Origin of the sequence: Olivibacter sp. SDN3, assembly GCF_014334135.1 — a bacterium.
GTDB lineage: Bacteria > Bacteroidota > Bacteroidia > Sphingobacteriales > Sphingobacteriaceae > Olivibacter.
In genome coordinates this window covers 4,512,082-4,526,671 of record NZ_CP060497.1, presented here as the reverse complement: position 1 = coordinate 4,526,671, position 14,590 = coordinate 4,512,082, and the positions used below count along the sequence as shown (strand labels likewise).

At 38.1% G+C, this 14,590-nt stretch carries 17 protein-coding genes, 1 tRNA gene and 2 pseudogenes; 10 read left to right on the top strand and 10 right to left on the bottom strand.

What is annotated here, in order from left to right; genetic code table 11:
• Window positions 1–2: 2 nt before the first annotated feature.
• The 9 genes and pseudogenes from H8S90_RS19075 to H8S90_RS19035 all read right to left on the bottom strand — a co-directional run.
• Window positions 3–422, bottom strand: a pseudogene (locus H8S90_RS19075) (transposase); the annotation flags it as partial.
• Between the two features lie 285 nt (window positions 423–707).
• The gene (locus H8S90_RS19070) at window positions 708–1,979 is read right to left on the bottom strand and encodes a glutaminase (RefSeq protein ID WP_187339408.1); all 1,272 of its coding nucleotides are present in this window, start codon (window positions 1,977–1,979) and stop codon (window positions 708–710) included.
• 98 nt (window positions 1,980–2,077) lie between these two features.
• Window positions 2,078–2,221, bottom strand: a pseudogene (locus H8S90_RS19065) (IS1595 family transposase); the annotation flags it as partial.
• A 255-nt stretch (window positions 2,222–2,476) separates the two neighbouring features.
• Window positions 2,477–2,549, bottom strand: a tRNA-Lys gene (locus H8S90_RS19060).
• Between the two features lie 265 nt (window positions 2,550–2,814).
• Window positions 2,815–3,078 (bottom strand): TfoX/Sxy family DNA transformation protein, encoded by a 264-nt coding sequence (locus tag H8S90_RS19055; protein WP_187339407.1) that lies wholly within the window; start codon window positions 3,076–3,078, stop codon window positions 2,815–2,817.
• Between the two features lie 198 nt (window positions 3,079–3,276).
• Complete coding sequence (locus tag H8S90_RS19050) at window positions 3,277–4,272, bottom strand: MvdC/MvdD family ATP grasp protein (protein ID WP_187339406.1); 996 nt, start codon at window positions 4,270–4,272, stop codon at window positions 3,277–3,279.
• Window positions 4,269–5,240 (bottom strand): MvdC/MvdD family ATP grasp protein, encoded by a 972-nt coding sequence (locus H8S90_RS19045; protein ID WP_187339405.1) that lies wholly within the window; start codon window positions 5,238–5,240, stop codon window positions 4,269–4,271. Before H8S90_RS19045 ends, H8S90_RS19050 begins: the two co-directional genes overlap by 4 nt.
• 70 nt (window positions 5,241–5,310) lie before the next feature.
• Window positions 5,311–5,481 (bottom strand): microviridin/marinostatin family tricyclic proteinase inhibitor, encoded by a 171-nt coding sequence (locus H8S90_RS19040; RefSeq protein WP_187339404.1) that lies wholly within the window; start codon window positions 5,479–5,481, stop codon window positions 5,311–5,313.
• A 297-nt stretch (window positions 5,482–5,778) separates the two neighbouring features.
• Window positions 5,779–6,138: a dihydrofolate reductase family protein gene (locus tag H8S90_RS19035; RefSeq protein ID WP_255501659.1), complete on the bottom strand. Its 360-nt coding sequence runs from the start codon at window positions 6,136–6,138 to the stop codon at window positions 5,779–5,781.
• 182 nt (window positions 6,139–6,320) lie between these two features.
• On the opposite strand from H8S90_RS19035, the gene H8S90_RS25980 reads away from it, so the two are divergent.
• A complete protein-coding gene (locus tag H8S90_RS25980) occupies window positions 6,321–6,587 on the top strand; it encodes a transposase (protein WP_222852088.1) in 267 nt (88 codons plus the stop codon).
• A 26-nt stretch (window positions 6,588–6,613) separates the two neighbouring features.
• Complete coding sequence (locus H8S90_RS19030; protein WP_222852336.1) at window positions 6,614–7,429, top strand: IS3 family transposase; 816 nt, start codon at window positions 6,614–6,616, stop codon at window positions 7,427–7,429.
• A 66-nt stretch (window positions 7,430–7,495) separates the two neighbouring features.
• On the opposite strand, the gene H8S90_RS19025 is transcribed toward H8S90_RS19030, so the two are convergent.
• Window positions 7,496–7,822, bottom strand: coding sequence for a helix-turn-helix domain-containing protein (locus H8S90_RS19025; protein WP_187339403.1), 327 nt, complete (start codon window positions 7,820–7,822; stop codon window positions 7,496–7,498).
• Between the two features lie 117 nt (window positions 7,823–7,939).
• On the opposite strand from H8S90_RS19025, the gene H8S90_RS19020 reads away from it, so the two are divergent.
• The 8 genes from H8S90_RS19020 to H8S90_RS18985 all read left to right on the top strand — a co-directional run bounded on the left by H8S90_RS19020 (window position 7,940) and on the right by H8S90_RS18985 (window position 14,528).
• Window positions 7,940–8,716, top strand: coding sequence for an SDR family oxidoreductase (locus H8S90_RS19020; RefSeq protein ID WP_187339402.1), 777 nt, complete (start codon window positions 7,940–7,942; stop codon window positions 8,714–8,716).
• Between the two features lie 287 nt (window positions 8,717–9,003).
• On the top strand, window positions 9,004–9,585 hold the full coding sequence (locus tag H8S90_RS19015) for a Crp/Fnr family transcriptional regulator (RefSeq protein WP_187339401.1): 582 nt from the start codon (window positions 9,004–9,006) through the stop codon (window positions 9,583–9,585).
• Between the two features lie 280 nt (window positions 9,586–9,865).
• Window positions 9,866–10,444: a Crp/Fnr family transcriptional regulator gene (locus H8S90_RS19010; RefSeq protein ID WP_187339400.1), complete on the top strand. Its 579-nt coding sequence runs from the start codon at window positions 9,866–9,868 to the stop codon at window positions 10,442–10,444.
• Window positions 10,445–10,566: 122 nt separating this feature from the next.
• On the top strand, window positions 10,567–11,220 hold the full coding sequence (locus H8S90_RS19005) for a hydrolase (RefSeq protein ID WP_187339399.1): 654 nt from the start codon (window positions 10,567–10,569) through the stop codon (window positions 11,218–11,220).
• 108 nt (window positions 11,221–11,328) lie between these two features.
• Complete coding sequence (locus H8S90_RS19000) at window positions 11,329–11,685, top strand: nuclear transport factor 2 family protein (RefSeq protein WP_187339398.1); 357 nt, start codon at window positions 11,329–11,331, stop codon at window positions 11,683–11,685.
• A 224-nt stretch (window positions 11,686–11,909) separates the two neighbouring features.
• On the top strand, window positions 11,910–12,785 hold the full coding sequence (locus H8S90_RS18995; protein WP_187339397.1) for a pirin family protein: 876 nt from the start codon (window positions 11,910–11,912) through the stop codon (window positions 12,783–12,785).
• 417 nt (window positions 12,786–13,202) lie between these two features.
• Entirely contained in the window at window positions 13,203–13,613 is a 411-nt protein-coding gene (locus H8S90_RS18990; RefSeq protein WP_187339396.1) for an OsmC family protein, read from the top strand.
• A gap of 12 nt (window positions 13,614–13,625) precedes the next feature.
• Complete coding sequence (locus H8S90_RS18985) at window positions 13,626–14,528, top strand: alpha/beta fold hydrolase (protein WP_187339395.1); 903 nt, start codon at window positions 13,626–13,628, stop codon at window positions 14,526–14,528.
• Window positions 14,529–14,590 lie beyond the last annotated feature (62 nt).

Here is a 14,590-nt window from a genome sequence, read left to right as displayed (position 1 = left end):
TTCCACTGGACCTTTAGGCTTACATAGCCCAGTTCGGCAAGCAAACGGACAACATCGGCAAAAAGGGAATGGATATGCCCTTTAAGTCTTTTGCCACGGAAGTGGTTGATCGTTCGGTAATCCGGTGCACTGTGGCCCGAAAGCCACATGAAATAGATATTCTCCTGTAAGGCCTTTTCTATCCTGCGGCACGAATAGATGTTGCCCAGATAGGCATAGAACAGCACTTTGATCATCATACGCGGATGGAAACTGCTCGTGCCGCCACCTTTGTACTGTCCTATGATGTGGTCGATGTTCAGTCTGTCAACCACTGCATTTACCAGACGTACCGGGTGGTTCTCTGGGATCTTTGCAAAAATATCTTCCGGAAACAGGCTCGGACTGTTGGACGGTAATGCTTTGAATAGTATGTTTGCCATATTGTTTGGGTGCACCTAAAAATAACTGTTTTTTAGGACAAAAAATAAAAATCCCCGACACTTTTTCAGTATCGGGGATCTTCTATTAATAGGGCTTTTTAGACAGCTCCTTTTGTGAATTTGCTGGTATGTGACACACGCCGCTTATTGGAAGATTTGAGGCGATTGAAGCAATTGAAAGAACGCCCCTGCCAGCATGATTTGAATGCAGAAAAGGATAATCAACCTAAACAGCCTCAAATTCCTACCAAAGTAGGAAAGATAAAAATGCAGTATTGGATACGATTAATTTAGGACTTCCTGGATATCTTGATAAATTTTCGGCACAAATTTTCGCGGTGTTTTCGCATCACGCAATACGAGATCGGGGTCTATCAATGCAACATCATGCCCATCAGCTCTCAGCCGGTCAATGCCATCGAGAAACATACGACGACCTACATCATTCACCAAGGAAATATGACTTAGATCAAATACGATAATATTATCACTCTTGTCTTCATCTTGCAAAATACGTAGCAGTCGCTCAGCTTCGGTGAATTGCAGAACACCTTGTAATTTATACACTTTAACCTCTGGTTTCGTCCGAACAACGGACTGATCGTGTACAATGACTCTTGATGATGGAACACCTTCCAACAGGTGTAAACCCATATCGTTGGACAATTGTTGCATTATGTCGATACCACGTACACTGTTGCCGTGACCGTCAAGCTTAGGCGAAAATACTGCCAGGCCAACCTGACCGGGTAATACGCCGATAATTCCCCCGGCTACCCCACTTTTGGCAGGAATGCCGACGTTGGCGAGCCAATCTCCTGCTGCATCGTACATGCCGCACGTGGTCATTACAGTTAATACTTGACGGACTGTTTTATGGCTAAGAATTCGCTCACCTGTTCGGGGCAGAATACCATCATTTACCAATACACTGATCATATTGACCAAATCTTTCACAGTAACATTGATAGAACACTGTTTGATATAGCTTTCAATGATTTCAGTGGGATCGCTCTCCAGAATACTGACATTACGTAAAGAATAACCGATCGACAAATTTCGATACGCTGTATTCATCTCGGATTGAAAAATAGACATATCAAATGATAATTCTCGTCCTGCTAATTCACTGAAAAATTTTCGTATTATTTCAGCTCTACAGGTGTTATCGGCGTTGGCAATAAGTGAATGTGTGGTAATTGCACCTGAATTAATCATTGGATTTTTTGGCTTTGGCCGATCTTCTGATTGATCCAGCGAAATTTCGTTAAAAGCTTCGCCAGATGGTTCGACTCCGACTTTCTTCAGTACCGTGTCTAGCCCAAGCTCTTCAATTACATAAGCATAGGTAAAAGCTTTGGAGATTGACTGTATGCTAAATTCATATTCGTCATCACCAGCGCTATACACCAAACCGTCTAAAGTAGTTAATGCAACTGCAAGTTTATTCGGGTCAGCTGAAGCTAGCTCAGGTATGTAATCCGCGAGTTGTCCACCACCGTTGGCTTTACAATTATAGAGTAGGTTTGCGAGATATTCTGGAACAGGTGTATTCATAAAAAATTATATAGAGCTATTCACTTAGTTACTTATTATGATATTACTATAGGACAGGTTTTTATGTTTTACCATTCTTGAAATAAGGTTGTCAAATTTCGAACAGTATATTTCGTATGCCCGTTTTTAACGCACGAATAGCCAAATGATGCCTTGCCTTCTGCTAAATAGACTAAACAATCATGATCATCTTTGAACCTGTCAAAAAAACTGACAATGCTCTCGCCGTTGAAAATATCCATACCTTAAATATATGTATTTAAATGAGTATCTCTAAAATTATATTTGAAATGATGCGATCGCTTGTATATTAGCGCGATGACTGACGGTAAGAAAGCAGAATTATTGCGTGTTAGTGTATTCAGTAATATACCAATAGGCGCAGGAGCAGTAGAAATTACTCAGAAGAAGGCTACCGCCTTTTTTATAATTGCATTTTCCAGTTCTGCATCCCAGCTATAAACAACAAAAGCCCCACGTTTCTGTGAGGCTTTTTGTGATCCCGCTGGGATTCGAACCCAGGACCCATACATTAAAAGTGTATTGCTCTACCAGCTGAGCTACGGAATCCTTCAATAACAACTCTCTTAATTTAAAAAGGAAGCTGAAATTAATATAACGTTAACTTATTTTATTCAGAATTATATTTTATTTTCTGAACTGTTAACGGCTGCAAAGGTATATTTTTTGATAATATCTACCAAATTTTACAGATAAAAAAAACTGCTTTTTTTACTTTAGACTATAAATCAATTTGTTGGCTTACTTGATGTCATTTTATTGATATAAATGGATTATTTTTTGTAGGATCTTCATTAGGCTGCAAGTAACGCTATCAAATAATTTCATCTTTCAGCGTTTGCTTGATATTTTCCGGCAAATTTCTCCAGTCGATATTAAGTATTGCGCCCTGCAAGGAATATAAATAGTAACATACTGGAATTGTCTCATTCGGATATCTTTTGCAGATCTGCCGGTAAGCACTCACAGAGGTCATTTTTCTTAAATCCGTTAGGGTATAAACGCCTATTTCGTTTAGTTTCCTTGCAATTGTTTTGCCTATGTTTTTGGCCCCGCTTAAACTATTGACAGTTTTCATGTATATGGCATTAATGTGTTATTTATTGAGCTACTTTTTCATAACATCAGTGAGTGCTACATCATATTCTTACGCTTAGGTTACTACAATACGAGAATATATATATGTTTATGCTACAAATATCCAACACCTATACGAGGTTAAATTGTAAAAACCGGACAATCTTTTGCTAGGTACGTACAGGGCTTTATAGCCTATTTACTCCCTTCTATACGTATTATTCATAAGCACACTTGCTATTTGTTTTGAAATAGCATGATCACATAACTTATCAAGCCAAAAATATTCTCCGGCGGGATTTAACTCTAAAAAGTAATAATCATCCTCAGGCGTTAGAATGAGGTCAATTGCTCCATAATTTAGCCTGTAAGTATCCATGTACTGCAGTAATTGCTTCCTTATATGGGCAGGTAAGTTAAACGGTTTCCAATGGTCGACTAAAATTACTCCCTCTTTCCGCCAGTCAATTCTTGCACGCTCTTTATTTTGAGAATCAATACTGAAAGCAAACAGTTGATCTCCAACAATCGTAACACGCAGCTCTAGCTTTTTTTCAATTTTCTTTTGGAAGGTCATAGGACAATAACTCAGGCTATCTAGCTCATCTAAATGTTCTGAGAGAACTTCATTGGTAAACACAACCTGCTCTTTATCCTTTTTGTATAAGGAAAACGAACTTTGCATCTTGGTTACTACCGGCCCTTTTACTTGTTCTATGAATGTCTTTAGTTCTTCCGGCGAGTTGGTTATACAAGTTGGAGGGATTTGCATCCCGCACTTTACCGCTATTTTAAGTTGCTCTTCTTTACTATCTAAGCGTCGATATGTACTGTACTTTTCCATCTGAAAACAATCTAGCCCCTCAATCATTCCGTAAAAGCTTCGCTTGATTTCGCCCATCGCTGCCGATAGATAAGCTTGATCCATCGATTCATTAAGGCCTTTGCCGATATAGTGACTTCTTCGATACCATACACTATCTATATTTTCCAAATCGTGATACGTCTTACCGTCAGCTAGCACAACTTTCCACTTATTGTCCAGAAAGAGGGATGACAGTTCGGTACGAAGTGGATAACGATCAACATCGAAGCGTATAACATCTCCTCCTAAATCATGAATATATTTTACAACGGTGTCTACAGATGTATTATCGGCAGTATGCGTGATTATTAGTACTTTGTTTTTACTCATTTGTTTATTTTAATACGTGCTACCAATTTTTCAGCAATTGTTTCTCCGATAGGGTAGCCTAAGTGTTTTTGCAACATTCCCCATTCTCCTTGAGGGTTCACCTCAAGAAAGACATATTGTCCGTTGGGTTTTCTTATCATATCTATAGCTCCAAAATGTAAGCCTAACTTATTCATCATTTCTGTAAGTCGAAGCCCTAAAAATTCCGGTAGCTTATACTGTTCCCAGAGAATGGGCTTACCCGTTACAATACGCCAATCTATCTTATCACCATCAGCAGGGATTTTTCCTGTGAAGAAAACGCCATCAACATATACAATTCTCAATTCATATGCTTTTACTATGTGTTTTTGAAAAATCATTGGGCTATATGCCATTGCTTCGAGATTCTCTAAATCGGACGCAGCTAATTTTGTCGTAGGAAAAAATGGGGTGTTGCCATCCATACTTTTTGAAAGTGATCCATGTAATTTCGCCACAACATTAGTATCACATATTTTATAAAAGTGCTTAATCATGGCTGGATCATTGCTAAAAAGCGTTTGCGGAATATAAAGTCCAGCTGCTCTCGCGGCTTTAAGTTGCATTAGTTTATCACCACCAACCGCATGATCAATCTGCATATTATTTATCCAGGGAATCCGCTCAATACTATTAATAAACAATTGTTGAGCGGTTTGGTATTCTTGTCTAAAAACAGACCTATAAGTTTGATCCAGCTCATTTGGCACAATTAAATCCCATAGTTTACGATACCAAACCGCCTCAATTTGAGAAGCATGTATACTCTGCTCCGTGTCTGACAAGCAATAGTCTTCTCCATCCTTCTGCAAAGTGTAATTGATCTGATAATCTATCGCAAATTTATCGGAATTGAGACGGAATGACTGGTATCCCAATTTTTCTAAGTGCCGCTGTACAATGTCAATCGTATAGAAATCATTTGAATGTGTAATGCATAGAATCATATTGGTATTTATGAAACAAGAGGCTGGGAACCAACCTCTTGCTATATACTAAAACTTTCAGCTAAAAGACTTATAAGCCTTCGTCACTGTCAGAAGGGAATTTTAAAGTTACGTCCCATCCTTCTTCAAAGAAGTTAGATGATCCTTGTTGCGTACCTTTCTGGTTTTTAGCATCTTTTTCAGTTTTTTGCCCTTCTAGAAATTTAGCGAAGAAAGGCTGCTTTCTTTTTGTAGTTTCCATAATAATTCGTTTTTAATGATTAATAAATTAAAGTAATACGCATTACATTTATTACACGAATGAGTTATGGTTTGTGCTACACCCAAATATTATTTTTTTACGAAAAAGTGGTTAATGCTGCTAAATCGTATAAAATAGCACTAGATAAATCAGAATGTTACAATAGTAAATAAACGAAAGTAGCCAGCAGTATGTCTGTTCGAAATATTATTGGCGCAGGCGAATATCACGGACTGAAATTTTCCAGTCTCTATTTTGTTATGAAGATATATTACCATGATGGATATTGTTAATGGCTCATTTTTTTTTGTAATGTAATTGTGTCAACCCGGTATCATATGTTTTTGCAGTTATGAGTTCAAGCGTTTGTTCAGACCTGCCGTCCTTAAAAAGTCTTGTTCCATTACCTAATAAAACCGGTATAACCGAAATTATAAACTCGTCTATTAATTCGTGCTTTAATAATTCATTTATTACTTCAGCTCCACCGTCACAATAAATGTTTTTTCCGTTTTCAGATTTCAGTCTTTCAACCAAATCGGCCAGATTTCCCGTGTAAAAAGTTGTTCTACCTACCTTTGGTCTTTGATTTCTTGTTATGACATAAACATCTCTCTGTCCGTTATCGTAATGAGAAGAACCGATTTCTCTAAGCACATAATCATAGGTTTTTCGACCAATAATTAGGGTGTCGATTGTGTCCGTAAATTTGGCGTAACCATAATCTTCACCTTCTTTTTCTACAAGTTTTAAGAAACTGAGGTCGTCGTTTGTAGCCTTCCCCGGAAATAGGACAGTTATTTATCCAAAAAATGTTATTTTAGAACTTAACTGTTATCATGAGAAAACACACATTCAGCGAGAGCCAGATCGTCAAGGCATTAAAGGAGAACGAAGGAGGCCGCAGTGTCGGGGATATATCCCGGGAACTGGGCATAGACAAGAGCACGTTTTATTACTGGCGAAAAAAATACGGAGGCATGGAGAGCGGGGAACTGAAACGCCTGAAGGAACTTGAACAGGAAAACCAGCGTTTAAAGCAGATGTATGCGGATGTGAGTCTGGACAATAAAATGCTGAAAGACCTGTTGTCAAAAAAGTTCTAAAGCCCTCCGGCAAACGGCAGTGCGCCATGTATCTGATGAATTCATATAAAATCGGGATAAAGCGTGCGTGCGCAGTTGCGGGACTTACCAGATCCATGTGGTACTACAGCAGTAAGCGGGATGATAGTGAGTTGATCGGAAAACTTTCCCAGCTTGCGGTCGCATACCCCACCCGGGGTTTCGATGAATATTATTACAGGATCCGCCGTGAGGGCTTGAAATGGAACAGGAAACGGGTTCTGCGCGTATACCGCCAGATGAAACTGAAATTGAGGAGAAAACATAAAAAGCGCCTGCCCGGAAGGGAGAAATGCCCATTGGAGGTTCCCCTGGAACTAAATGAATGCTGGAGCATGGATTTCATGAGCGATTCGCTTACCGATGGCAGAAGGATACGGGTATTCAACGTGATCGATGACTGCAACCGGGAGGCACTGGCTTCCGATATTGGATTGTCTTTTCCGGCACGTACAGTTATTGAAACTCTGGAGAACTTAAGGGATGAGATCGGTACACCGAAATATATCAGGTGCGATAACGGGCCGGAATTTCTTTCGAAGCTTTTCATAAACTGGTGCCAGCGGCATCACATAGAGATCAGATATACGCAGCCCGGAAAACCAATGCAGAACGGATATGTGGAGCGTTTCAACCGTTTTTTCAGAGAGGATATACTGGACGCCTATTATTTCAACGATATATACCAGATGAGAGAAAAGGTATGGGAATGGACTGAGGACTACAACAATAACCATCCCCATAGTTCATTGGGCAATAAATCACCGAGGGAATTTAAACCCCGATTCAGCAAAGAATTAAAATTCTTCGCTGAATCGGGTTAATTAATTATTTTTTTCTGAATTTTATGCTGTCCTAAATTTGGTAAGCCTACAAATGCTTCACATCATTTAGTCTAAATGCTCTACTCCCCAATTATAGATATCATTGATAATAGACTCCAATTTTTCACCTTTTTCGGTTAAACTATACTCAACCGTTGGTGGAACGGTTGCAAAAACTTCTCTTACTACAACTCCATTTTTCACCAAATTCTTTAGCTCTTTCACCAACATCCTTGTATTGATGTGAGGTATGGTGCGTTCCAAGTCGCTGAAGCGTTTTTTTCCGGAAAACAGCATATAGATAATGGACATAGACCATTTTCCTCCAATTACTCTCAAAATTTCCTGAAGGACACATTGATCTTCAAAATCTTTGATTTTTTTTACTTCCATAAGTCTCTTATTTTCAGCTAAACTTTACTATAAGTCATTACTTACCATACTTGTAACTACTTTCAAAAGTAAAGTAAACATTTTAACTTTGCACGACATATTCTTAAATAGATTCGCATGAACAATTCATTGAAAGGACAAATCGCCCTGATTACGGGTGGAACTAGAGGTATAGGAAAAGCTATTGCAGATAGGTTAAGTAATGAAGGTGCAACATTAGTCATAACAGCACGAACAGAACCCTTGGAAAATTCGTTAGGACATCATTTCATAGCAGCAGACCATTCAAAGGTAGATAGTGCAGAGATAATTGCACAAGAAATCATCGAAAAATATGGCAAACTGGACATTATCGTAAATAATGCCGGAGCCAACTTGACACCCAGTGGCGGCTATAGTGCACTTTCAGATGAAGATTGGAACAACGAGATACAATTGAATTTAATGTCTGCAGTTCGCATCAATAAAACATTAATTCCATTAATGATAAAACAGAAAAAAGGTGCCATAATTAATATTTCAATGAATCCCGCCATGCAACCGATATGGGAAATAACCATGGCCTATTCTGCGGCAAAAGCGGCCTTAAATGCATACAGTAAAGCTTTAGCATCTGAATTAGGAAGTAAGGGAATACGCGTCAATACGGTTTCACCAGGCTTAGTTAAGACACCACAAATGCAGCAATATATAGACACCTTGTCAAAATCATCAAACATCACAGTTGAAGAAGCTACCCGATCATTAATGAATAAACTGGGGTATGTTCCACTCGGAAGGCCGGCCGAACCGGAAGAAATCGCTGATTTGGTGCGGTTTCTCGTATCGACAGAAGCAAGTTATATTTCAGGTGCTATTTATCAAATTGACGGAGGATCTTTGGCGGTAGTCTAATCTTTGAAAAAAGATTAATAAATATATGTCAAAATTCACATTTTTAGTTCGAAAAGTTCCCGCTTCCCATAATATAAGAAAATGCTTTTTTCATAAAAAACTTGCTTCCTGCACAAAGATTATCTTCTGTCCTAAGAGCATACGAAGATTTACTGGATTTGTTTTGTAAGAAAGATAGTGAAAATGAACTTGACACTTCTTCACGGAAATAAGTAATAGAGGTGAGACTTCATCAGCAGGAGAAAAATCAAAAAAAAGACTAACTTTGAATATTTCAATTCGTTCATATGGATTCATTATTCCATTATATTAACAAATACGCCTCAACTTTAATGTCCGAAGAAGATTTTAAGGTTTTCAGGAGCCATTTTATCCAGAAAAGGATAAGAAAGAAGCAATATCTATTAGCAGAAGGAGAAATATGTAAACATATGGCCTTTATCGCAAAAGGTGCCATGCGTAAATATTATATAGATGAAAAAGGTGTTGAGCACATCGTTGATTTATATATCGAAAATTGGTGGGCAGGTGACCGTGAGAGTTTTGTTATGTTTACGCCCAGTGTGTACCATATAGATGCGTGGGAAGATTGTGAAGTACTCCTCATTTCAAGGGAAAATACATTAAAACTATGTAAGGAATGTCCTGCTTTTAATGAATTGTTATTGAAACTTGATGAACGAAATAATATTGCTACACAAAAAAGAATAACTTCTTCGATCAGCTTTACTGCGGAAAAACGCTATGCAGACTTTGTTGACTGCCATCCATATTTTGTACAACGGTTTCCTCAACATATCATTGCTTCTTATCTCGGCATTACAAAAGACACACTAAGTCGGGTGCGTAAAAAAGCACTTAAAAAGTAAGCTATACCTTTACTTCATTTATATTTAGTCGATATTTATCGATGTTTTTTTTTCGCTATTTAGCTACGTTTTTTTCTTTCCATTTGATGCATTTTTGCGTTTTAAATTTAAGTCAAGAACCAATGGCAAAGTCTCCTAAAATCATTCATCTAAATTTACTTCGTCCTGAATTTTATAAGAAAGATGGGTAAATGATCTTAGTCTTTCTTAACAAAGACCGCTAGTAGGGATAAGACTTTATCACCAGAAAAAACAACTTTAAATACACTAATTTGTTCAAATGCATCCACTCTTCCATTATATTATCAAGCATGTTTCCACTTTAATTTCCAAAGAAGAATTTAGGGTTCTAAGAAGCCATTTCATTCAAAAAAAAATACGAAAAAAACAATATCTATTACAGGAAGGAGAAATATGTAAATATTTTGCCTTTATCGTAAAAGGTGCCATGCGCCAATATTATATAGATGAAAAAGGTTTCGAGCGTATCGTTAATTTATATACCGAAAATGGGTGGGCGGGTGACCATGAGAGTTTTGTTATGTTTACGCCCAGTATCTATCATATAGATGCGTGGGAAGATTGTGAGGTACTCCTTATTACAAGAGAAAGTTTATTAAAACTTTGCAGGGAATGTCCCGCTTTTAATGAATTCCTATTGAAACTGGATGAACGAAATAATATTGCCGCACAAAAAAGAATCACTTCGATCAGTTTTACCGCAGAAAAGCGCTATAAGTGCTTCGTCCGGGATTATCCAAGGCTTGTCAATCGTTTCCCTCAACATATTATTGCTTCTTATCTTGGCATTACAAAAGACACGCTAAGTCGGGTGCGTAAAAAAGCACTTAAAAAATAAAGCTATATCTCTACTTTGTTTTATATTTTGTAGACATTTGTCGATATCCTTTTTCGTCATTTGTCTACGTTTTTTCTTACCATTTGGTATAGTTTTGTTTAAACAAATCAAAACTATAAACAATGGAAAAATCTCCAAAAATCGGTCTTGAAGGCCTACTTCGTCCAGAAGACAGTATTGTTGTACTGATCGATCATCAACCTTTTCAAGTTGCCAATTTACATAGTCATGAACCTACAATGATTATTAATAATACAGTAGGGCTTGCTAAAGCTACAAAAGTATTTAATGTTCCAACTATTCTTACTACCGTTACCGAGGAACGAGGAGGCTATATCCTTAAAGGTATTCAAGACGTATTCCCAGAACAAAAACCTATTAACAGGACATTCATCAATACTTGGGAGGATCCTGCAGTTACTGAAATAGTAAAGGAAAGTGGTCGTAAGCAATTAATTATAGCAGGTCTATGGACAGAAGTTTGTGTTGCAATGCCTGCAATTCAAGCTTTGGGAGAAGGTTATGATGTATTTGTGGTTACAGATGCATGTGGTAGTGTAAGTGCTGAAGCTCATGATATGGCTGTACGCCGTATGGTTCAGGTAGGTGTTGTACCAATCAATTGGTTAGCTGTGGTTTCAGAATGGCAACGCGATTGGGCCCGTACCGAAACAGCATCTCAACTGGGGCCTATCCTATTTGAACATGGTGGGGGAAGCGGTGTTGCTTTAGCCTGGGAGTTGCAGTTACTTGCTACTACACCTCCACAACAATAATAGCGGGATATCTGATATACTAATAGATCGTATTAAACCAGAGGCTGTCTCATATTTTGACAGTCTCTGGTTTATCTATCAAGTATCTGTTATATAAAGAATATACTTATGAATAGTGACTTAGCCCTTTTAATGGAAGAGAATTTAATTCAGGTATGGAGTGAAAATAATTCTTCTAACAGGATAAAAGCAATAGAAAAAATCTATACATCAGACAGTAACCTGTACCATGTAGGACATCAAACAACAGGGCATGAGGCTATTAATGAAAGTGTGAACAATATTTTGGCTAATATGCATGCAGCATTTACTTTTTTCAAACTTAAACCAGTTGTTATCAATAATAATATGGGTAGACTAATCTGGGGGATGGGTCCAAATATAGAATCGCTTGTTGCCACGGGGATGGATATCGCTGTGTTTGAAGATGGAAAAATCAAATCATTATATGTATTCCTTGATTAAAAACTAAGAAATGAAACATGCATAAGTAGCCATAAACCAAAGGAAAAGCATCATTTATACAGGCTTCATTGCCGAAAAAGACAATTTATTCTAATGAACCGTCCATGATTAAATAATCATCCCTCTGTGTGTTTAATGATTATTTAACCATGGTATAAAACCGCCAAAGGCAGCATGAATGCCTTTAGAAGCAAGCGATAAATGAATAAACAAAATATAAACAGATGAAAAAGGAAACCAGCTTTTCAACAAAAGGACAACGAGCTGATATAGGCGACTTAACCATTTATCGAATATTAGCGAATAGATATACGGATGCTGTTGGTCCATTTGTATTTTTAGACCATATCGTTCCGAAAGCTCATTCGTCTGCTATGGATAGCGGGACTGGTGCACATCCCCATCGCGGTATAGCTACCTTAAGTTACATTATAGAAGGGGAGGGTGAACATTTCGATAGTGCCGGGAATCATGCGAAAGTCTATTCCGGGGGAATCCAATGGATGAAAGCTGGAAATGGGATTCTCCATGATGAAACGTTAAATGTAGATTCTCGAACAGAAAATAATCGTACGCATGCCTTTCAATTCTGGATTAATCTTCCCGCAAAAAACAAAGCCGAAAAGCCGGAATATTTAGCGGTTCAAAGTGATGAAGTGCCACAAAAATCATTACCAAATGATAGTGGTTGGATAAAAGTAATCGTTGGCAGTTATGAAGATTTGAATTCCAACATACCAAATTATTCAGCGCAGTTTTTATATCATATTCAAGTTGAAGCAGGGAAAAGCTTTACCATTTCAATTGCCGAAAAAGTTGAGGTTGCTGCCTTTTTACCCAGCACGAACTCGATACTTAACGATGTTGAATTTCAAGTGGGAGAGTTTATAGAATTTGACAGACTTGCTGGTGAGATAATGATTGAAAATAAATCGCAGGAAGCTACGGATGTTATTCTATTTGGAGGAGAACCCTATACTGAACCCATTGTGGCTGAAGGCCCATTTGTAATGAATAGCCGGTCTGAAATAGCAGATGCTTACCGCGACTTTTATGCAGGGAAATACGGCAAGATCAATAATCAAAAAGGTAGGGTGTAATTTGGTTAACTATTCTATAATAAACAGGAAAACATGAAAATAAGTGTTCTATTATTATTAGCCCTTGTAAATATTAACTGCAGTACAAAAATTAAGACTACAGAAAAAATGCAAAGAAATCGTATAAGTTTTTTGATGAAAACAATATGAATCCTTTTGTCGTAAACGAGAACAACGGTGGTATTGAAACATTAGGCACATTGAAGAGTCATCAAGTGGTATGTATACCAGCGAACTGTGTGGAGTCCGGACACCTTTGGCGAGCATAATTTTTACTCATCTTCTATATCAACCATATTAAGAATAGTCTGACCGTTTTGAGAGTAATTATTGTAAAGTAAAACAACACAAGATATGTTTTAGCGTACTAAGCGCGGATCCGGTACCAATTTATTAGACGAATAAATATTTATAAATATGAAAAGACAAGCAACAGCCGTGTGGAACGGCACGATTAAAGAAGGCAAGGGAAACCTGACTTCTCAAAGTGGAGTTTTAAAACAAACGCCTTATACATTTGTCTCCCGTTTTGAGAACGGAACAGATACCAACCCCGAAGAACTCATGGCAGCGGCGCATGCCGGGTGCTTCACCATGAAATTGAGTGCCGACCTCACCACTGCAGGCTACGATCCGGAAGAACTGACCACTACATCAACGATCACATTAGATAATGGTGTTATCACAAAGTCCGACCTGGTTTTGACCGCAAAAATTGCCGGAATTTCAGAAGATGAATTTCAGAAAATAGCACAATCTGCCGAAGAAACCTGCCCTGTAAGTAACGCTTACAATCTAGAAATTTCATTAAAGGCAACCTTGCTATAAATTAACAATAAAATGAAAGCGATAAAAAAAACAGTCATGATTTTAGCGATATCTTTTGCCGCAGGCAATGCTGCTGCACAAAGTAATGAAGCCTCTTTTGGAAGAGAAGAGTACATCACGGTAGAAAAAAATGTCAAATTGCACGTCACGGATTTGGGTGAGGGAAAACCCGTGGTTTTGATTCACGGCTGGCCATTGAGCGATGCAATGTATGAATACCAATATCAGTTTTTATTGGAAAAAGGCTACCGGGTCATCGGAATTACACTACGCGGTTTCGGAAAGTCTGACAAACCATATGGCACTTATAATTATGACGTGTATGCCCATGACATCAACGTGGTGTTAGACAAATTGGATATTAAAGATGCAACACTTGGTGGATTCTCGATGGGAGGTGCCATATCTATACATTATGTAGCAACATACAATAGCGCCAGGGTAAGTAAGCTCGCATTATTCGGCGCAGCGGCCCCAGTCTGGACCAAACGCGAAGATTACAATTATGGCTTTACCGAAGAAGCCGTGAATGAGCTGATCGCATTAAGCAAGGTCAACAGGCCGCAGCTTCTGGAAAACTTCGGTAAAATATTCGGAGCCAGTGAAACGGCTTTGCCAGCAGGTATTGCGAATTGGTTAGGAGGTATTAATATCGAAGCATCTCCTTATGCCACTACACAAAGTTTAATCGCATTGAGAGATACAGATTTAAGGGGTGAACTTTCAAAGATCAATATTCCAACAGCTATTTTCCATGGCGTTAAAGACCTTATCTGTGAATATGCTCTGGCAGAACAAATTCATCAGGGAATTAAAAACTCCTACATCGTAAAATTTGAAAACAGTGGTCACGGCCTGTTTTTCGAAGAATTGGAAAAATTCAATACGGAATTATTAGCATTCCTAAAAAAGTAGATGTACTACATATCAGTTCCTAATTAGACACCATATAACTGACTATACGGCTAAATCAATCA